Annotated in this window: 17 protein-coding genes; 14 read left to right on the forward strand and 3 right to left on the reverse strand. The window is 45.4% G+C overall.

What is annotated here, in order from left to right:
- Positions 1–491 precede the first annotated feature (491 nt).
- The 7 genes from RIE73_RS21760 (at position 492) to RIE73_RS21790 (ending at position 12,270) form a co-directional block, all read left to right on the forward strand.
- Positions 492–3,059: a GTPase gene (locus tag RIE73_RS21760; RefSeq protein ID WP_446403169.1), complete on the forward strand. Its 2,568-nt coding sequence runs from the start codon at positions 492–494 to the stop codon at positions 3,057–3,059.
- Between the two features lie 198 nt (positions 3,060–3,257).
- A complete protein-coding gene (locus tag RIE73_RS21765) occupies positions 3,258–4,931 on the forward strand; it encodes a GTPase (RefSeq protein WP_446403170.1) in 1,674 nt (557 codons plus the stop codon).
- Positions 4,932–4,962: 31 nt separating this feature from the next.
- Positions 4,963–5,664, forward strand: coding sequence for a hypothetical protein (locus RIE73_RS21770; protein WP_446403171.1), 702 nt, complete (start codon positions 4,963–4,965; stop codon positions 5,662–5,664).
- 551 nt (positions 5,665–6,215) lie between these two features.
- A complete protein-coding gene (gene cobA, locus RIE73_RS21775; protein ID WP_446403172.1) occupies positions 6,216–6,989 on the forward strand; it encodes a uroporphyrinogen-III C-methyltransferase in 774 nt (257 codons plus the stop codon).
- A 509-nt stretch (positions 6,990–7,498) separates the two neighbouring features.
- Positions 7,499–10,477, forward strand: a complete 2,979-nt coding sequence (locus RIE73_RS21780; RefSeq protein ID WP_446403173.1) for a PAS domain S-box protein — start codon at positions 7,499–7,501, stop codon at positions 10,475–10,477.
- Between the two features lie 36 nt (positions 10,478–10,513).
- Entirely contained in the window at positions 10,514–10,966 is a 453-nt protein-coding gene (locus tag RIE73_RS21785) for a response regulator (protein ID WP_446403174.1), read from the forward strand.
- Positions 10,967–10,971: 5 nt separating this feature from the next.
- A complete protein-coding gene (locus RIE73_RS21790) occupies positions 10,972–12,270 on the forward strand; it encodes an ATP-binding protein (protein ID WP_446403175.1) in 1,299 nt (432 codons plus the stop codon).
- 321 nt (positions 12,271–12,591) lie between these two features.
- Here the strand turns inward: RIE73_RS21790 and RIE73_RS21795 are convergent, their stop codons facing one another.
- Both RIE73_RS21795 and RIE73_RS21800 read right to left on the reverse strand, forming a co-directional pair.
- Positions 12,592–12,993 carry a hypothetical protein gene (locus tag RIE73_RS21795; RefSeq protein WP_446403176.1) on the reverse strand — a complete coding sequence of 134 codons (402 nt, stop codon included), beginning with the start codon at positions 12,991–12,993 and terminating at the stop codon, positions 12,592–12,594.
- On the reverse strand, positions 12,990–13,379 hold the full coding sequence (locus RIE73_RS21800) for a hypothetical protein (RefSeq protein WP_446403177.1): 390 nt from the start codon (positions 13,377–13,379) through the stop codon (positions 12,990–12,992). Before RIE73_RS21800 ends, RIE73_RS21795 begins: the two co-directional genes overlap by 4 nt.
- Positions 13,380–13,750: 371 nt before the next feature.
- Between RIE73_RS21800 and RIE73_RS21805 the strand changes: the two genes are divergently transcribed.
- The 3 genes from RIE73_RS21805 (at position 13,751) to RIE73_RS21815 (ending at position 14,773) form a co-directional block, all read left to right on the forward strand.
- Complete coding sequence (locus RIE73_RS21805) at positions 13,751–13,978, forward strand: helix-turn-helix domain-containing protein (protein WP_446403178.1); 228 nt, start codon at positions 13,751–13,753, stop codon at positions 13,976–13,978.
- Between the two features lie 199 nt (positions 13,979–14,177).
- Complete coding sequence (locus RIE73_RS21810; RefSeq protein ID WP_446403179.1) at positions 14,178–14,408, forward strand: hypothetical protein; 231 nt, start codon at positions 14,178–14,180, stop codon at positions 14,406–14,408.
- Complete coding sequence (locus RIE73_RS21815) at positions 14,402–14,773, forward strand: type II toxin-antitoxin system PemK/MazF family toxin (RefSeq protein ID WP_446403180.1); 372 nt, start codon at positions 14,402–14,404, stop codon at positions 14,771–14,773. Before RIE73_RS21810 ends, RIE73_RS21815 begins: the two co-directional genes overlap by 7 nt.
- 515 nt (positions 14,774–15,288) lie before the next feature.
- Here the strand turns inward: RIE73_RS21815 and RIE73_RS21820 are convergent.
- Complete coding sequence (locus RIE73_RS21820) at positions 15,289–16,551, reverse strand: FIST signal transduction protein (RefSeq protein WP_446403181.1); 1,263 nt, start codon at positions 16,549–16,551, stop codon at positions 15,289–15,291.
- Between the two features lie 378 nt (positions 16,552–16,929).
- Here RIE73_RS21820 and RIE73_RS21825 point away from each other — a divergent pair, with 378 nt between their 5' ends.
- From RIE73_RS21825 to RIE73_RS21840, 4 genes are all read left to right on the forward strand, one after another.
- Positions 16,930–17,154 carry a CP12 domain-containing protein gene (locus tag RIE73_RS21825; protein ID WP_446403182.1) on the forward strand — a complete coding sequence of 75 codons (225 nt, stop codon included), beginning with the start codon at positions 16,930–16,932 and terminating at the stop codon, positions 17,152–17,154.
- Between the two features lie 169 nt (positions 17,155–17,323).
- A complete protein-coding gene (locus tag RIE73_RS21830) occupies positions 17,324–17,470 on the forward strand; it encodes a hypothetical protein (RefSeq protein ID WP_446403183.1) in 147 nt (48 codons plus the stop codon).
- 2 nt (positions 17,471–17,472) lie between these two features.
- The gene (locus RIE73_RS21835; RefSeq protein ID WP_446403184.1) at positions 17,473–18,066 is read left to right on the forward strand and encodes a DUF3177 family protein; all 594 of its coding nucleotides are present in this window, start codon (positions 17,473–17,475) and stop codon (positions 18,064–18,066) included.
- A 190-nt stretch (positions 18,067–18,256) separates the two neighbouring features.
- Positions 18,257–18,583, forward strand: a complete 327-nt coding sequence (locus tag RIE73_RS21840; RefSeq protein ID WP_446403185.1) for a DUF7734 family protein — start codon at positions 18,257–18,259, stop codon at positions 18,581–18,583.
- The last annotated feature ends 150 nt before the right edge of the window (positions 18,584–18,733 follow it).

Consider the following 18,733-nt stretch of genomic DNA (forward strand, 5'->3'; position numbering starts at 1 on the left):
TCCTGATTGAATCGTGAAGTCAACATTAGCCGTGTAGGGGCGACCCGCCTGCATTAATCAACAACACCAATCTATTCAATTGGATCGGGTCGCCCTTTCCTCAAGTTAGTCGGGTTGTCCTCCAATTTGGTGGGTTAGGTTGGATAGTTCATTTAACGGTTATGTGCCATCATTTAGTTCCCGCCTAATCCTGTAACTTGCCTACATCTTTGGTATGCGATCGCGGTGGGAAATCGGGTGGGTGTTGTTGTCAGTTTTGAGGTGAATCAAATTTAGATTGGGATGCGGGCGGGTTTTGTTGTTTGGTTTGAGGTGGGTTTCCTGATTTTGTCCCTAAACCCGCCCCTACATATTATAGGCATGTTCACGTTTAACCTTCTCCCCCTCTTCCCCATCTCCCCCATCTCCCCCATCTCCCCCCTGGGTGTTTGCCTCTCAAAGCATCCGGGAAAGCGATCGCTTTCGTTGGGAACTGTATAGGAGAACCTATTGTGCTTTCCGATATCATGGTATCCCTAACCCCCAGCATTTACCCCCAGGTAACCCTACCCAACACCACTCCCATGGCTAGTGAACCCCTCGACTACCCGTTTCTCTTACTCACCCATCTAGTTTGTGCCGATCGCCAAATTCATCGGGAAGAGTCGAAACTCTTGCATGAGTTGGCCGATCAAACTCAGGTGGGACAACAGACTATCCACGAAATGGAGAAAATTCTCGCCCAAGCGAAAACCCTCCTCCCTGTCCAGGACATCGCCCAGCAAATCCCCCCCGAACAGCAACAGGAAGCGATGCAGCAACTTCTGGCGATCGCTTATGTCGATGGACTCTTTTCCCCCTTAGAACAGCAAATGATTGCCCAGGTGGCGCAGATTTGGCACTGGGATGCGACAGAAGTGGAACAGATGGTGACTCAAGCCCAATCTCTGCAAGCCACTCGCCAACAAGATCGGGAGTCTCAAACCGAGAAACTCTCACTCAGCGCGATATTACTCATGGGTGCAGAGTCTATCTTATCCCGCACCTTAATCGCTAAACTCGCCGCCTTCGCCCCTGAAACCCTGGGACGCCGCATTGTTCAATTGCAACGGCAAATCCTTTTAGCTGGACCCGACTACGAAGAAGCGGTGCAACAAAATAGCATTATTGCACGGGAAGATTATCGCTTCGCTGAAACCGCACTCACGGATACTGAATCCACGTTAATCGGCTTAAATCAAACCCTAAAACTCACCTTAGAAAACCTCCAGCAAACCATTAACCAGCAGCCGACGAACTCCACTACGCAAGAACTGATCCATCAATTCAACCAAACTCAACAAACCCTAACTACCGAGATTGGACAAGAACTGGACGTTGTCCGTGAATCCCTGTGGGCAAAACAACGCGCCCTGCATCATTTTAGTCTGGCGGTTATGGGAAAAACCAAAGTCGGCAAAAGTACCCTTCATGCGATTATTATTGGGGAAGGCTGGGAAGCGATTGGTAGTGGGGGACAACGGACGACTCGCTTTAATCGAGTGTATGACTGGAAAAATATTCGCATTATTGATACCCCCGGAATTGGCGCACCGGGCGGGAAAACGGAAGAGGAAATTGTCGAAAGTGTGATTGAAGAATCCGATCTGATTTGTTATCTTGTCACCAATGACAGTATCCAAGAAACCGAGTTTCAATTCTTGCAGCAGTTAAAAGCCAAGGCAAAACCCTTAATTATTCTGCTCAACCTGAAATATAACCTGCGTGATCCGCGTCGCTTAGACTATTTCTTAAAAAACCCCGATAACCTCTTTACCCTAGACGGAAATAGTGGGATTGCTGGACATATCGATCGCATCCGTCGCTATGCCCAAAACCATTATGCCAACGACTACTTTGATATTATTCCCGTCATGCTGCTGGCGGCGCAAATGGCAAGCGAACCCGAACACCAAGCCAATCAGGAGAAACTGTTCAAAGCCAGTCGCATCCAGGACTTTTTAGACTCCATCCGCGAATCCCTAGTCAAGCATGGTGCGATTCGGCGATCGCAAACGCTTCTGGGTTCCACTGTGGGGACAATTGAATGCCCCTACCATTGGATGAGTCAGAAATCCCAAATCTATCACCAATTGAGTACCACCCTCACCCGTCAACGAGAAACCTTACAGGCGCAAATCAAAACGGCGGGTAAGGATCATCTGGAATTCCTCCAGTATCAAATTGCCAGCATTTTCCCAGATATTTTCAATAGTTTACCCGATTTTGCTGAATCCAATTGGAACTTTAGTCAGGAAAGCTTAAAACAAAATTGGGACTATAAACTGCAAGCCCTGCAAATTGATGATCGCCTGCAACATGCCTATCAAACAACGGTGCAAAACTTTAATCGAGATGTCGAAATTGCCTTAGCTGAACTGGGAACCGATTTACAATTAATCGCTCAGATGGGTAGGGATAATTTCCACTTTTTCCCGACTCCTGCTGCGTTGCATAGTGATAATGCGGCGGAAATTGGCGGGAGTTTCTTGAGACTCTCCCAAACCCTAGTGACTCATTTTAGTCCCCCCGTGAACAAGACGGTGATGATGGGGGCAGTGGTGCTAAATAGCATTTTGGGTATTTTTACAACCCGCGAACAAAAACGCCATTTCGCCGTTCAACGGTTGTCTAAGTTGTTAACGCCACAAATCCGATCCAGTCAGCGCCAAATTGAGGAACAAGCGGCTAATAGTTTTCGTGAGTATTACCGCCATGCAGCCGGGAGTATTATGCGATATATTGAAGGACTGATTCAAGAGTTTGAGCTAATTTCCAAACAGTTTAATCAGCCTCAGCAGCAACTCAGTAATACAATTAATCGGCTTAATCGGGCGTATAGTAAGCGGATTGTCGATTGGTGTCAAGGAAACTATGAACCCTTAACTGAAGCCGGAATTGATAAAACAGTTACTCAAGTAAAACGGGAGTTTGGTAAACAGATTGATATTCAAACCAAATTTCAAGTCCGTTCTCATCTAGACAGCCAGGAAATTAATCGAATTCTGCAAGAAGATGTGTCAATGCATCGGCTTCAGTAGATGAGGGAGCAATGTAGAGACGTAGCATGCTACGTCTGGGAGCAGGGGAAGCAGGGTAAGCCATGTTCCAAGACGAGCCATGGAGCGTCTGTGTGTAGGGGCGGGTTTAGGGACTAATATTGATTGTTATCCCTAGCTTGGCTGCAAAACCCGCCCCAACCAAATGACAAATGACAAATGACATAAGACAAAGGACAAATGACGAATCAATTTAAATCAGCGGTTGTCGCGTCTAAGTTAACGACAGCTTGTATAAAATTTGACAAATACTTGGCGAGGCTAAATCGCACGCCTCTCACTGATATTCGTCAAAAACTACGCCAGGAACTTAATACCTATCGCCATCAGGGAATGCTGAGTGTTGTCGTAGTTGGACAATATGGCGCGGGAAAATCTACCCTGATTTCAGCGTTGACAGGGCGACGAGATATTGCTATTCATTCTGATATTACAACCAATCAGATCAGCCGTTATAATTGGCAAGGAATTGAGGTTATTGATACCCCTGGACTGTTTACAGAACGGCAAGATCATGATGAAATAACCTATCGGGCGATCGCGCAGGCGGATTTGTTGATTGTCTGTCTCACCTCGATGCTGTTTGACGCAATAACGGTGGAAAATTTTAAGCAGTTAGCCTACCGTCAAGGCTATCGCTGGAAAATGATGCTGGTGATTAATAAAATGTCCGAGGAAGCGGGTGAGGAACGGGAAAAAATGGCGAACTATCGCCACAGTTTAGCTGAAGCCTTACATCCCTATAATCTGGATGAATTTCCCTTATGTTTTATCGATGCAAAGGACTACTGTGAAGGAATCGATTCCGGGGATAAATTTCTCAGAGACGTGAGTCGTTTTTCTACATTCATTGATACCTTGGATACCTTTGTCGAACAGCGAGGGTATTTGACCCGCTTTGATACCCCAATTCGCATCGCTTTAAGCTGTGTGGATGAGGCGCAGTTGCATATCAGTCGTACTACCCCCCAAGATACCATATTCTTAGAACTACTTACCCGCCTAACTCGTAGTCTACACCAAGAACGCGATCGCCTACGGACGAAGATTCAGGCAATAATTCTACACCTGTCCGCCGCGATTACTCAAGAAGGGGATATCCTGCAATTAGCTGTGGGGAGTCAGCTAAACTTTGAACAATTGACTCAGCGCACTGAACTGAATCTACAAAAGCATTATGAACAAGCCGCCCAAAAGATAACCAATAGTCTAAAACAAGCCATGATATCGCTGCACCAGAACATCACGACAATACTGCAAGGAAATTTGGTGCAAATTTTACTGGAATCTTGGCAAAAGGCTAAACAAGATAGTGAAAATTCAGGTAATCTGAAAAAGGCACAGCGTATCCAGCGTCAACTGCATTGGCTGAAACGATTTAGGGACACCGTTAAGATGATGTCAGAAAACTATCCCCAAAATTTAGCCGAGTTTCAAGTTAAATCTTGGCAAGCGGTAGAAGCGGTGACGCCGATTATCCATATTTCCCAATTCTTAAGTTCGGCGACAATCATTTTCGCGGAAAAAGCGGAATCGGCTAGCCGGGAGTCTACAGCGCAGATGGAAAAGCAAATGAGCGATATTATCCATTATATTACCAGTCAATTTCAGGCAATTGCTCAACATCTAGAGAATCACATGAATGCTCAACTCTGGACTGTTGAACAACAAACCTATCGCCAACTTGAGCAACAGATTAGGGTCAGACGCCAGCAGGAAATTGACGCGATCGCAGGTTCTAACAAACAGGTGAAACAATTAGCGGAAATTCGCCGTGACTTTGAGCGGATTTTGCAGTATATTGGCAAGGCGACAGTCAATTCGTCGGCGTTCCCAGGCACAGGATACAGGTGATGGGGTGAGGCGGGAAATTAGGACGGTTAGTATGCAGTTAAAAACGTTTTCTATTTATGCCAAAAACCCAGAAAAGGGTCAACAGGTCAAGGATCAGGTTGAGAACCAAGGATTTGACTATGCTGAGACTAATCCTGACTTCATGATCACCGTAGGAGGAGACGGGACTTATCTAGAAGCGGAACGAATCAAACCGGGAATTCCTAAGTTATTGGTTAAAGATAGTCTTATTTGCTTCAAGTGCCATAATGAACCCCTGGATGAGATGTTGGCAATGATCCAGGCGGGAAAAAGTCAGTTCAAGGAGATTATTAAACTCGAAGTGATTCATAACCAGGGTCGATTATTAGCCGTGAATGATATTATCCTGAGAAATGAAAACCCTATCCATGCGATCCGATTTAAGGTAAGTGTGAATCAAGAAGACGTTGATCCAACTGTGATCGGGGATGGTGTCGTTGTCGCGACTCCTTTTGGCGCCACAGGCTATTATCGTTCTGTAACTCGCAGCACATTTAATCAGGGGATAGGTGTGGCGTTTAACAATCCGACTCAGGAAAAACCACCCTTGTTGTTAGATGAAACTGATGAACTGAGTCTGGAAATTACGCGGGAGGTGGGACAGTTAGTGGCGGACAATAATCCTACGATAGTGACAGTTAATCCCGGAGATAAAATTATGATTCGCCAAGCCTCAGAGGTGGGACGATTGGTGTATCATAATAACCAATAAGTTCGTCATTTGTCATTTGTAAGGGTTTGAGGGCTATTTACATAACTTAATAGAGTTGAATTGATTTCCACCAACCTACTTAAGGTTGAATTATTTTTTATCCAAAGATTTATCTAGATAAATTGGGGCAATTATCGCGGTTGGTTGTAGGGGCGAGTCGCTGCTCATCGTCGGCGGTGTTAGAATTAACCTGTCTCGACTCGCCCTTGTCTAAATGTAGGCGGTGTCGCGGTGTCAGATAATTATTGATACCGGATGCAGGTAATACCAAATCCGCGTTTATAACCTGCTTTTGCCACGGTGATTAAAGCTGATTTTGGGTGACCACAGAAGAAACGGTTTTGACCTGTATTCTTAGAAAAGCGAGATGGCTGACCGATTTGTCAGGCAACATCCGGTGATAAATGTTAATGTCGCATGGTTAACATGCAAAATTGTCATTTGTGTGCGGATTATGTATCCTAAGTAACGAGATGAATTGGGTAGTCCCCATAGATTTTTGAGGGAATGGACTATAAATTAATTGAAATGAATGGTTTTATTGAATGAGCATGAATCAACCTAACTATCTCGGTAAAGTCTATTTAGTCGGCGCGGGACCCGGAGATCCCGGATTATTTACCCTCAAAGGTAAAACCTTGTTAGAACATGCCGATGTGGTAATCTACGACGCTTTAGTCAGTGCGCCAATTTTGGCAATGATTAATCCCAATGCCGAAAAAATTAATGGCGGAAAACGGCGGGGGCGTCATTCATTACCCCAGGAACAAACGACCCAGTTACTGATTGAAAAAGCCAAAACCAATGCCGTTGTGGTGCGCCTTAAAGGGGGTGATCCCTTTGTATTTGGACGCGGTGGGGAAGAAATGGAGGATTTAATCCGGGCGGGTGTATCGGTGGAAGTGGTTCCAGGGATCACGTCGGGGATTGCCGCACCTGCTTATGTGGGGATTCCGCTGACCCATCGCCAGTATAGTTCATCCGTGACCTTTGTCACCGGACACGAAGCGGTGGGTAAGTATCGCCCTGAAGTTAATTGGCAGGCGATCGCCCAGGGAAGTGAAACGATTGTAATCTATATGGGGGTGCATAATCTGGGCAATATTGTGACGCAAGTTATCGCGGCGGGACGTTCTCCAGACACCCCGGTGGCTTTAATTCGCTGGGGAACTACACCGCAACAAGACCACTTGATTGGTACTCTAGACACTATTGTGCAGCAAGTGGACGCCACTGGATTTGAAGCCCCTGCGATCGCGGTTATTGGTGATGTGGTTAATCTACAGCAAATTTTGAGCCAATGCCAACCTATAATTCTTAGTTAGGATCACGCATCGTGGAAATAGATGGTCAATTCCGGGTCATCCACACCCAAAAACAGATTAATGCGCTGGTGGGAGTCCCTCCCTGCGGAAAAACTCTTGAATGAAGAAGCTACATTAGATGGCTTATATAAGGAAGGCTTTAGATTTATTGGGCGTCAGCCTGATTTGACGAGAGTGATGCTAAAAGCAAAATCGCCCTAAGCCAAGATAGGCATACGGTGTAGCGATTGGTTAATTCATCTTGCTAAGGTGGGTCACGCCACTACTGGCTTTGACATAATGAACCCAATCAAGGCGAAGAACAAGACATTCTTGATGCCTTACGTCAAGCCTCTGGCAAATACAATTAGGGGCTAAAGACCCTACTACGAACTGATATCCGTAATTTTACCGAAGGATTCGCCGCCATCCTCACAGAATTGGGTACTTTCTCGGTCAACAGTTTGCCTGAAAGTGGTGAAAATTAAGGAAACCATCCCTGTATAACCGCTTCTAGGATAAGACTTTTCATGGGCAATCCCGTGCAGCATAGCTTAATTCAAGCTGACCCTAAATGGCAAGCTTTTTTCCATCACTCAGCCAATCTCTTCTGTATTATCGAACCTGACGGCAGGATTGGACAACTCAACCCCGCTTGGTGCAAGATATTGGGGTGGACACCGGAAAATGTGCGATCGCGCCATTGGATTGAACTTGTCCATCCAGAGGATGTTACCGCCACGCTGACGGCTTTAGCCACAAAAGGGGTTCCTGTTTCCTTTCGGAACCGTTATCGCCACTACCAAGGGAACTACCACTGGCTAGAGTGGACATGGAACTCCGATGAGGCGGGATATGGGTATGCTGTCGCCAGAGAAATTACTGATCCACTCCCCATAGACTTTGAGTTAGATCGCTTTTTCAATATGTCCGTTAATCTCATGGCGATTGCGGGAAGCGATGGGTATTTCCAACGAGTGAATCCCGCTTTTGAAAGGGTTCTCGGTTATCCCCTAGCGGAACTTTTAACTCAACCCTTTCTAGAATTTGTCCATCCCGATGATCGCGTCGCCACCTTAACTGAAATAGAAAAATTGGCGACGGGTACGACATCCATTCAATTTGAGAATCGCTATCGCTGTCAAGATGGTTCCTATCGTTGGTTAGGTTGGAATAGCGCCTCATTTCCAGCTAAAGGATTAATTTATGCGGTGGGACGTGATATTACCCATCAGAAGCAGACTGAAGCCATTCTCCAAGAAACTCAAGAACGGTATGAACTGGTAGCGGAACGATCAAATGATGGACTTTGGGATTGGAATCTGGAAACGGATCACGTTTACTATTCTCCCCGTTGGAGTCAAACTTTAGGATATCACGTCGATGAAATTTCTGATCGCTTTACTGAGTGGTTGGATCGGATTCATCCAGGCGATCGGGAACGGGTATTGGCTACGTTTCAAGACTATATTGACGGCTTAACCCCCAGCTTGGAACTCGAACATCGTCTCCTGGATAAAGAGGGGAATTACCGCTGGATTTTGTCCCGTGGCGCGAGTTTACGCGATGCTAACGGGAAACCTTATCGGATTGTTGGGTCAAATCGGGATATTAGCGATCGCAAGCGTACCCTGTCTACATTGCGGCTGACTCAAGAACGCTTGCGTTATCTCCTGTCTCATAGTCCGGCGGTACTCTATAGTCGCCAGGTTTCCGGGAACTATGGCATTACGTTTATGAGTGATAATACAGCAACTGTTGTGGGATACGCTGCCCAAGACTTTACCAATGATCCGCAGTTTTGGGCAAATCATATTCATCCCGAAGATGTCCCCCGTGTTTTCGCCAATTTACCCAAAGTTTTTGACACGGGACATCATGTTCATGAATACCGCTTCTTACATCAGGATGGCACTTACCGCTGGATGCATGATGAACTGAAACTGATTTGTGATGAAGCCGGGAACCCTTTAGAAATGGTTGGGTTTTGGACGGACATTACCGAGAAGAAGCACGCCGAAATTATTCTGCAACAACAGACCAAAGCCTTACAAGACGCCCATCAACGCTTGGGATTCCATGTGGAGAATTCTCCCCTAGCTGTCGTGGAATGGGATAACCAGTTTCGGGTGCAGCGTTGGTCAAAACAAGCGGAAAAAATCTTTGGTTGGACAACGCCGGAAGTATTCGGAAAGCGTTCAAGCGATTGGCAGTTTATTTATCCCGATGATGTTGAACTGGTTCGCCAAGAAATGAGTGGGTTACTGGATGGAAGTACTTCCAGTGTAGTCTACCAAAATCGCAATCTGACCAAAGATGGCAGGGTAGTAATTTGTCAATGGTACGAATCTGCCCTTTTAGATGAATCTGGTAAAATGGTCTCAATTTTGTCCCTCGTCCAAGATATCACAGACGCCAAACAAACCGAGGAAGCCTTGCGCCATAACGCGGAAATGCTGCGGCTACTTTTAGAATATACCCCCGCCGCGATCGCGATGTTTGATAAGCAGATGAATTACCAGTTAGTCAGTCGCCGCTGGTTAGAGGATTACAATTTAGAACAGCAAAATATTATCGGCAAAAATCACTACGAACTCTTTCCCGAAATCCCCGATACTTGGAAACAAATTCATCAACGTTGTCTCCAAGGTGCGAGTGAACAGTGTGACGAAGACTTATTTATCCGCGCCGATGGGAAGACGCAATGGATTTCCTGGGAAATTCGTCCTTGGATTGGCAATAGTGGCGATATTAGCGGCATTATTATGAACACCGAAGTTGTCACGGAACGCAAGCAAGCCAAAGAAAAACTCAAACAACTCAATCAAGAATTATGGCAATCCAATCGCGACTTAGAACAGTTTGCCTATGTCGCCTCCCACGATTTACAAGAACCCTTACGCGCTGTCAATAGTTACGCCCAACTTCTCAGCCGCAAGTATCAAAACCAACTCGATGCCAAAGCGGATAAATACCTCCATTACATTATGGACGGGGCGACGCGGATGCAGCAATTAATTAATGATCTGCTGGAATTTTCACGGGTGGGAACACGCGGGAAACCCCTACAACCCACGGAGAGTGAGACAATTATCCGACAGGCGATGGAGAATTTAAACGTCGCGATCGCAGAAAGTCAAGCCATAGTTACCTACGACAAATTACCCACAGTCATCGCTGATCCAACTCAATTAACTCAACTCTTCCAAAACCTCATCGCTAATGCGATTAAATTTCGTCGTGAAACCCCACCAAACGTCCATATTTCTGCCCAAAACCAGGGAAATGAATGGACGTTTGTAGTTCAGGATAATGGGATTGGTATGGAATCGGACTATTTAGAGCGCATTTTTACAATATTTCAGCGCTTACATTCTCGCCGCGACTATCCTGGAACCGGAATTGGTTTGGCTATCTGTAAAAAAATAGTCGAACGTCATGGAGGACGAATTTGGGTCAATTCTGAGTTAGGCATTGGCACAACCTTTTATTTCACGATTCCAGTCTAACTGTTTCATCCACCCCGATTTCATTGATCATTTATCATGACTCTAACGTTTATGAAAACAATTCGACCGATAGAAATCCTCCTAGTTGAAGACTCTCCCAGTGATGCTGATCTCACCGTTGACGCTTTTAGTGACGCCAGAGTTCTCAACAATTTGCACTGGGTTGAAGATGGCGTGGAAGCCCTAACTTTTTTACGACGCCAAGGTCAATATAGCGATGTCCCTCGCCCAGATTTAATCTTGCTTGACCTGAATATGCCCAAAAAAGATGGACGCGAGGTTTTAGCAGAAATTAAAGCGGATTCCCAACTGAAGCGGATTCCGGTGATTATTCTGACTACATCAGCCGCTGAACGAGATATTCTGAAAACCTACGAATTGAATGGCAACTGTTATGTCACTAAACCCATTGATCTCGAACAATTTATGTCAGTTGTCAAGATAATTGAAGCCTTTTGGTTAGCTGTGGTTCAACTACCTTCGGAGTAACACCAATGTCTATATCCCCTCTAAAAATATTGCTAGTCGAAGATAACCCAGCTGATGCGGATCTGTTACAAGAAATCCTAGAAGACGCCGAGGAAATGCCTTGGTCTTTAGTCCATGTGGAACAACTTAAACAGGCGTTGTCAACCGTGCAGACTCATGACTTTGATGTCGTGTTATTAGACTTATCTCTTCCCGACAAACAAGGATTAGGAACTGTGGCAAAAACCCATGAAACTGTCCCCGATTTACCGATTGTGGTTCTCACGGGATTAAATGATAAAGTGACTGCCTTAGAAGCCTTACGCCAAGGGGCGCAAGATTATCTAGTCAAAGGTAAAATTGATCATGAATTATTGACTCGTTCCATTCGCCATGCTATTGAGCGATCGCAAACCTTGAAGCGACTGCGCCAGAGTGAGGAGAAACTCCAACAGCTTAATGAGGAACTCGAATGTCGCGTCGCTAAACAAACCGAAGAATTGCGACAAAAAAATCATGATTTGCAACAAGAGATTGCCCAGCGCCAACACTTAGAAGCCGAACTGCGCCAAAGTTTAATTAAAGAAAAAGAACTCAGTGAACTCAAATCCAATATTATCTCCGTCGTCTCCCATGAATATCGCACCCCCTTAGCCACGATTCTCTCATCCAGCGAATTACTGCAACATTACGGTCATAAATGGCAGGAGGATAAAAAGCAGCGGCATTTTCAACGGATTCAAAATACAATCCACCACATGACTCAGTTAATTAGTGATGTGTTATTAATTAATAAAGCGGAAGCGGGTAAACTGGAATTTAAACCTGTTTCTCTTAATTTAGAGGCATTTTGCCAGGAATTAGTGGAAGAGTTACAACTGACGGTGAAAACGCCCCATCAAATTGGGTTTTGCCGTCAAGGTAGGTCACGCGAGGTTTGTCTCGATGAGAAACTATTACGACAATTTTTAACCAATTTGCTTTCCAATGCGATTAAGTATTCCCCAGAGGGAGGAACGGTTCAATTTGACCTAATATTTGACTCCGATAAGGTAACGTTCCAAATTAAAGACCAAGGAATTGGGATTCCAGAAAAAGAGCAAAAGCAGTTATTTGATGCCTTTTATCGTAGCAGTAATGTGGGGACAATATCGGGAACAGGATTAGGACTCGCGATTGTCAAAAAATGTGTGGAACGCCATCAGGGTAAAATTACCGTAGAAAGTGAAATTGGCAAGGGAACAACGTTTATCGTGACGATTCCTGTAGGTTCTGAACTGTCACCAGAATCATTAAATATTGTTGGGTGCGTTAGCGAATCGTAACACATCATTGGTCTGTTTTGCCCTAAAATACTGGAATAAATGGGGGTCGTAGTGGGGAAGCTTAGCCTTAGATTCTGTTGGGTTTCCTGGTGTCAACCCAACCTACAATCTATACCATAATTTTAGCTGTACACGCCACTACAAAGGTGACATGCTTCCCAGTGAAAGGCTGTGTCAGCGCATCTTTAACCACAAAAGATCAGGGTGCGATCGCACATTAATAAACTAGTGCAGCGCGGCAGAAATAACTAATCAGTTAACAAGCTCCTTAAAAGCAGCTACCATAAGGTTTATAGCCTTCTGCCCTCTGCCTTCGGACTTCTACCTTCTTGTACTAGCATAGCCCCGCCGTTTAGCAACAGGTAACTCTGGCGAAATGGCTTCCAGACATTTCAGCCTAATTTTGTCCAGGAATGGCAAGACAGAGGCGACATATTGTTTTTGATGCTTCGTGTGATCAAATTTAATAGCATTCCACAGATGTTCTAACTGTTCCCAAGTTGAGCATTTTTGCAGGTGACAGGCTACAGCATTTTTCCATTGTTCCATTTGGCGATAACTGATAAATTGTCCGCCTTTGTCCAAACGGTGAACAAATAGAACATAAAGCCAGGATTCAACTTTAACAATTAGGGATTCGGCAATTCCCAGAAATTGGGCGATTTGGCGTTTGGTGATGCGGAACTTTTGGGCGGGGTTAATACGGCCGAATAAAGCAGTCATTGGATTTTAGATTTTGAATAGGTGGATGGGTTCTCGTTTTCTGGCGGGATATCAAAAAGAATGGTAAAGTTCAACGTAGGCATGAACCGTCGCAGAACTTGCAGGTGTCCTTCTGCATCGCTACGACTGCGAAGACGGCAAACGACGCGCCGTTGATGGTTTGGCAGGTGGCGAACGATACACCACGGGTAGAGTTTATTTTTGTAGGTCATGATGTACTCCTGGTTATTGGGTGTTGCATCAGGGAATGTGTATTGGTGTTCTAGCCAATTACCTGTGACTTGTTTGGGCGGGATTAAGGGCTGTGAAAATGTTGCAGGCTGACCGTTTCCGGCGTTGGCGCTGGTAATCACCGTCAGGAGGGAAAACGGCGCGAATGGCAGCAAATTGTGGCGCGACAGCGAGTGTCGAGCTTGCGTTTAATGTCTTCATAGGGTATGTATGGATAGACTGAGTGAGTGCGATCGCCCTTTTGCGGCATCGCTTTTTGGTCAGATAAGATAAGATGTCTAATGCGTAAGCTATCTAGACAGCCAGATGAAACCTAACCAATGGCTAAACTAACTGTTGAGCTAGCTAGCCAATGGATAGGGTAGACGTTAGGTTTGCGAGTCCTAACAGGTGAGGGAAATGGACAAGTTAATCGAAGGTCTGAGGCGACTCCTCGATTCGCCTGTCTTTTTCTATGTCTACTATATATTTGTTGACCAATAATTGTCAACCAATGATTTTTAACCGTTAATTTCGAGGATACTATATGGCAAGCGAGGAAGAACCAATCACGTTTGCGTATTTGAGGAAACGTGCTGGCTTAACCCAGCGCCAGATAGCAGAAGCGATGGGTGTAACTGTTGGTACAGTGTCCCAGTGGGAAACAGGGGGACAGAGACCGCGTTTGTTTCCAGAGCAAATTCAGAAGCTATTGCATATACTCAACTGTACCCTTGAGGAATTTGTAGATGCTTTTAGCCCAAATGAGCCGTGAAAGCCGGATGTACGCTGAGATTAAGAAAGAACGCTCCTCGTTTTATTGTTTGGCATGACAAACTTGGAAGTGAAGCAAATTTAGTTGAGTGTCTTAGTTATGAAGGAAAAGGAAATTTAGTCAACCATCCTCCTCTTGGTGTAGGAGATTTTGTCGTGATTGAAGACTCTGACCAAAATATGAAGTGGAAAGTAAGCAAATGACTGTATACGATATAACCATAGCGAAGATTCGCCAATTACCGGAACCACTTGTCCAGCAAGTGAACGATTACATTGAGTTCCTGCTGATGAGAAGTGACAACAGACGTGCTGCCTTATGGATGCAGTTTAACGAAGCGCTAGAAATTGCTGAATCTGATTTCACTGACTACTTACCGAATTTAGAAGAGTATGAAGAACGTCTCGCTCGTGGAGAAATTCAGTGGTAGCCAAGCCTTCAAACAGTTTACCAATTAGACGGGGAGATGTAGTTTTATGTGACTTGAACCCAGTCGTAGGTACAGAACAGGCAGGGATAAGACCTGTAGTGATTCTACAGATTGATCGGGCTAATGCTGTTAGTCCTCATACTATTATTGCGCCGTTTACAACCAAGATACGGCAAAAGCTTTTACCTTCTCATGTGTTCGTTCCAGCAGGAGTTGGGGGTTTAAGCCAAAATTCCGTGATTCTGTGTGAACAAATTCGAGTCATTGATAAATCTCGGATTATTAGAGTGCTTGGTCATTTAGATGATATCTATCTCCAAGAACTAGCTCAAGCTCTCTGTACGATTCTGGATATATCACTTTGAACTCATGGGTAAAGCGAAAGCTATTGTGTAGAAAATCCTGTTCATTTATCCATACCATCTTCAATCAATCCTTGGGAGCGATCGCAACCCAAAACCCCAGCGCATCCAATAGTGAAACCAGACTGTAAATTTCCGCTCTCCGGTGTCTAACAGAATCTTGTCGAGCTTTTCATAGCTTCGTCTCGCTTATTCTTGGTAAGTCTTAAAATGCCACAAGTATCGTTGTTGGTGGGTTACGGCGGATATTGAATTAAACAGTTATTTTGTCGGTTGAGTTCCCGCCTAACCCACGATGGCGGCGTGGCACAGCTAAAATTGTGGAATAGATTTGACCATTGAATCGGGCGCAAGTCTTTGCGCCCCTACGGTTTCGGGGCGTAATTCTAATTCATCAAATAAGGTGTGCCACGCCACTACTAACCTGTAGATGGTTTGTTACAATTAATCCAAAGTTCCAGAATAATGCCATTTCTTTGGATACCTCTTCCATTGTTGAACCAAGGCTTAATGACTAATTAAGGTTGCCGACAAATGCCAAATACTGACGTGTAGCCGTGTAAAAATGTACTCCCGCCTACGGGTTCAATCTCGCCATTACAGAAGAAACCGCCAACGGAAATATTATTGATATAGCGACACAAGAGTTGGGAATCAAAATCGGGTTTGCCATACAATCCTTGACCCCGCCCTAAACAGGAAAACATTAAGGCTCCCGCCATTTCTGGGGTAGGATTGACTTGGTTTTGATAATTCTGTAAGAGTAATTCTAAGTCTTCCTCAGAGGTGCGAGCGTCTCGCAGATGGAACTGAATCCGTTGACCAGGGCGCACCCGATCGCCGATCGCGATCGCACCCAGTCTGGGATCAACACCCAACAGATTGCGAATCAGGAAATCCCCTTGACCCAGATTTAGCTTAAACTCATCACGGGCAATGCCAATAAATAGGGAATGTTGCGCCAATTCGTGATCGCTCTCACTCAGGTTTTGAATGACGTCGCGCAGCACGGCTAATGGCGGCTGGGATTCAGCCTCACTGAAGCTCATCCCATTACTATCCGCCAGTTCCAGTACAATATTTCGTTCACCTTTAGTGATTTGATAGGGTTGACCAATAGGGCGACAGCCTTGGGCGACAATTGGGTCGAGTACCACATTCCCACTTAATGCCACACCAACGGTTCCATCCCGATAGAGTGTCCCCTCCGGGCGTTGTTCCGGATCACGATAAAATAACCCACTCTGAACCCCCATTCCACTGGCACTGGCTAATCCTCCCACCTTAACTGAACCGGGATAGGCAAAATCTAACCCTTGTAATAGATCATTGACTTTCGAGGAAAAGGGATCGGCTAATAAGATGAAATGGGGTTGCTCTTGGGGGGAAACACCAATTAAGTCTACCCAAGCAGTGGGTGAACTATCTAAATCTGGCAAGTCACTCCCAGGAATATGAAACGCCTGTACTGAAACCTCTGGCAGATGCGCCAAACTGATGGATAAAGCCGGTTCTGCTTCGATTTCTTGGGGTTGACCTTGGGCATTCATGCCAATCACGCCACCTCCCCCACAACCAATGATCACGGGTACGGATAACCGTTCTTGTAGCAGGGGCATTAATCGGGAATACTCGCTGGCATAGGCTGAAGAGATGAACACCAAACCCAAATCAGCAGGCATCGATAACGATTGTCCCAGACGCTCTACCACCTCGGCGATGGCTGTTTCCAAGGACGGACGAGTTGATAAGGCATTTACCCACTTCATCAAATTTGCCATGACTTTTACTGAGGTTTTCCCTGGGTAGGGTTTTTTTCGGGTTGGCTACAGGTGCAAAGCCTTATGATAACTCCAATTTGGCTAACTCCCAAGGGACTGGTGTCAGGGGGCAGGGGAGCAGGGTGGCGGGGGAGATGAGATTTTACGATATTTCAATGGCAAGAGGATAAATAGTGCTAAACAGCCTCCTACTTCCGGTAGTTGGGCAGATCGTGTAGAATTGTAAACAGCGTATCGGCTTCTGCTGAACGTTACACTATAGAATCCAAAAGACCTATAAGCGCCGACTTGGATATATCCAGGGGCGGTCAACACCAACTAAATAGGCATTCTGTACAATACATGAGTGCAGTAATCAGGAAACAAGGAAAGCAGTCAATGAGTGATATTCAAGAACAAATTGAACGGGAGCGTCAGCAAGCTAGAACTGTTTGTGACACTGAAGGCGCAGAGTCCCCAGACTGTGCGGTAGCTTGGGATTCTGTAGAAGAATTACAAGCTGAGGCATCACATCAGAAGCAAAAAGGCAAAAAGAAAACCTCCTTCGAGAAGTATTGCGAAGAAAATCCTGATGCAGATGAGTGCCGCGTCTACGACGAATAAGGACTCTTCGTCTGCTATACGTGCCGATTTTGTATGGATGAATTCAGTAAATCAGTTGGGCGGCTGGAACTCCTTCGGGTGATTCCGGCTGCTTTTTTTTGTTTCTGAGAACCCGTTGTTCAGGACACTAGAACAGTTGTCGAGCGCAGTCCCCAACTAAAATCTCCGATTGAGTTGGGGGAAAGCGAGACGCAGCCGCTTTGATATCGATGATATTCCCGAAGCGGAAATGGCAACATTGCCGTACAATTTGGGATGTGAACCGATCGCGGTGTCACTCTGCTACGTTAAACCAAAGGAACTCGTCGGCGATTAGCCATGCCCGATCAACTTCTTTCTGCATTAGTCTGGACAGACTATCGGTTAGCCGTTTTATTTACGGTGGTGATTCCCCTAATCCTAATTGTATGGGCTTTTGTCAAAAAAGCTGATGCGATCGTGCGCCTGTTAATTATCTACTGGCGCGTGTCTAGTTTATTGGCAATTACAGTTTATATCATGATTGCCTCGTGGCCCCTTGGTTTTATATCGGGTTGGTTTGCCCGGGTTTTGATTCCCATCTCTCTCTGGTTTTGGGTGGATGTGAATGAGGATATTGAGGATCAACCGACGAATCCCCTGAAACTGACGCTGACGGCTTGGCGCTGGGCAATCACGATTTACTGTGGGATTGGTGTCTTGTGGAGTCTTCCGTCTCTGGGATGCGCGTTTACGCCAGACGCAGTGGAAACATTTGCTTGTAGAGTTTGGCTACAACCCCCCTGGCTATTTAAACAATACTTTCATCCTGAGTCTTCTCCTCAATTTTTGGGTTTTATTGGAATTGTTGGATTATTGATTTATGTTCTGTACTTGAGCTATTTTGTGTTAATTCGCTTAGGGAAACAGGGACGAATTGCGATGGAACAGTAGCCGGAAACTGGGGGAGATGGGAGACAAAATTTCTATAGCCCATTACCCTATTCCCTGTTCCCTGTTCCCTGTTCCCTATTCCCTGTTCCCTGTTCCCTGTTCCCTGTTCCCTGTTCCCTGTTCCCTGTTCCCTGTTCCCTGTTCCCTATTCCCTGTTCCCTAACAAATAATGACAAATGACGAATGACGAATGACCAATCACTCATCAACCATGAACCAAGGAACTTCTATTGGGCAGCGTTTAGAACAATACACGATTAAGTATCCTCAAGAAGTCTTACTTGTTACCGCTCAAATTGCTGGCGAAGAGGATCAGATTGCGATTTACAAGGGGTTTTCTAGTTCGTTGATGCGTCCAACGGCTTTCGATCCAGATGTACCTGTATTACCACCAGAAGCGGAAATTGTCAAGATTGATCGCGTCGCTAGTCCCTATAATCCGGATGCGCCTCGTTACATTCAGCAGGGGTTAACTTGGGAGGCGATGCAGCAGTTGTTGGTAGCTGCTGGTGTTTAGATGTGAAGTACCGCTTCTAAAAACCTAGACAAACCTACCCACAAGTAATTCTGTCTTGGTATAAGTCCACGGTGTAACTTTTGATCGATAACCGTTAACGCTTACACTTGGCTGATACCCGGCGTTGTTGCTCGATATCAGCCTTAACCA

This window comes from Coleofasciculus sp. C1-SOL-03, from assembly GCF_040220555.1.
Lineage (GTDB): Bacteria > Cyanobacteriota > Cyanobacteriia > Cyanobacteriales > Coleofasciculaceae > Coleofasciculus.

Coding starts and splice junctions, on each gene's coding strand:
- RIE73_RS21765 (WP_446403170.1), top strand. CDS start 3,258: ATGACGAATCAATTTAAATCAGCGGTTGTCGCGTCTAAGTTAACGACA.
- RIE73_RS21770 (WP_446403171.1), top strand. CDS start 4,963: ATGCAGTTAAAAACGTTTTCTATTTATGCCAAAAACCCAGAAAAGGGT.
- cobA (WP_446403172.1), top strand. CDS start 6,216: ATGAATCAACCTAACTATCTCGGTAAAGTCTATTTAGTCGGCGCGGGA.
- RIE73_RS21780 (WP_446403173.1), top strand. CDS start 7,499: ATGGGCAATCCCGTGCAGCATAGCTTAATTCAAGCTGACCCTAAATGG.
- RIE73_RS21785 (WP_446403174.1), top strand. CDS start 10,514: ATGACTCTAACGTTTATGAAAACAATTCGACCGATAGAAATCCTCCTA.
- RIE73_RS21790 (WP_446403175.1), top strand. CDS start 10,972: ATGTCTATATCCCCTCTAAAAATATTGCTAGTCGAAGATAACCCAGCT.
- RIE73_RS21795 (WP_446403176.1), bottom strand. CDS start 12,993: ATGACTGCTTTATTCGGCCGTATTAACCCCGCCCAAAAGTTCCGCATC.
- RIE73_RS21805 (WP_446403178.1), top strand. CDS start 13,751: ATGGCAAGCGAGGAAGAACCAATCACGTTTGCGTATTTGAGGAAACGT.
- RIE73_RS21810 (WP_446403179.1), top strand. CDS start 14,178: ATGACTGTATACGATATAACCATAGCGAAGATTCGCCAATTACCGGAA.
- RIE73_RS21820 (WP_446403181.1), bottom strand. CDS start 16,551: ATGGCAAATTTGATGAAGTGGGTAAATGCCTTATCAACTCGTCCGTCC.
- RIE73_RS21825 (WP_446403182.1), top strand. CDS start 16,930: ATGAGTGATATTCAAGAACAAATTGAACGGGAGCGTCAGCAAGCTAGA.
- RIE73_RS21835 (WP_446403184.1), top strand. CDS start 17,473: ATGCCCGATCAACTTCTTTCTGCATTAGTCTGGACAGACTATCGGTTA.
- RIE73_RS21840 (WP_446403185.1), top strand. CDS start 18,257: ATGACCAATCACTCATCAACCATGAACCAAGGAACTTCTATTGGGCAG.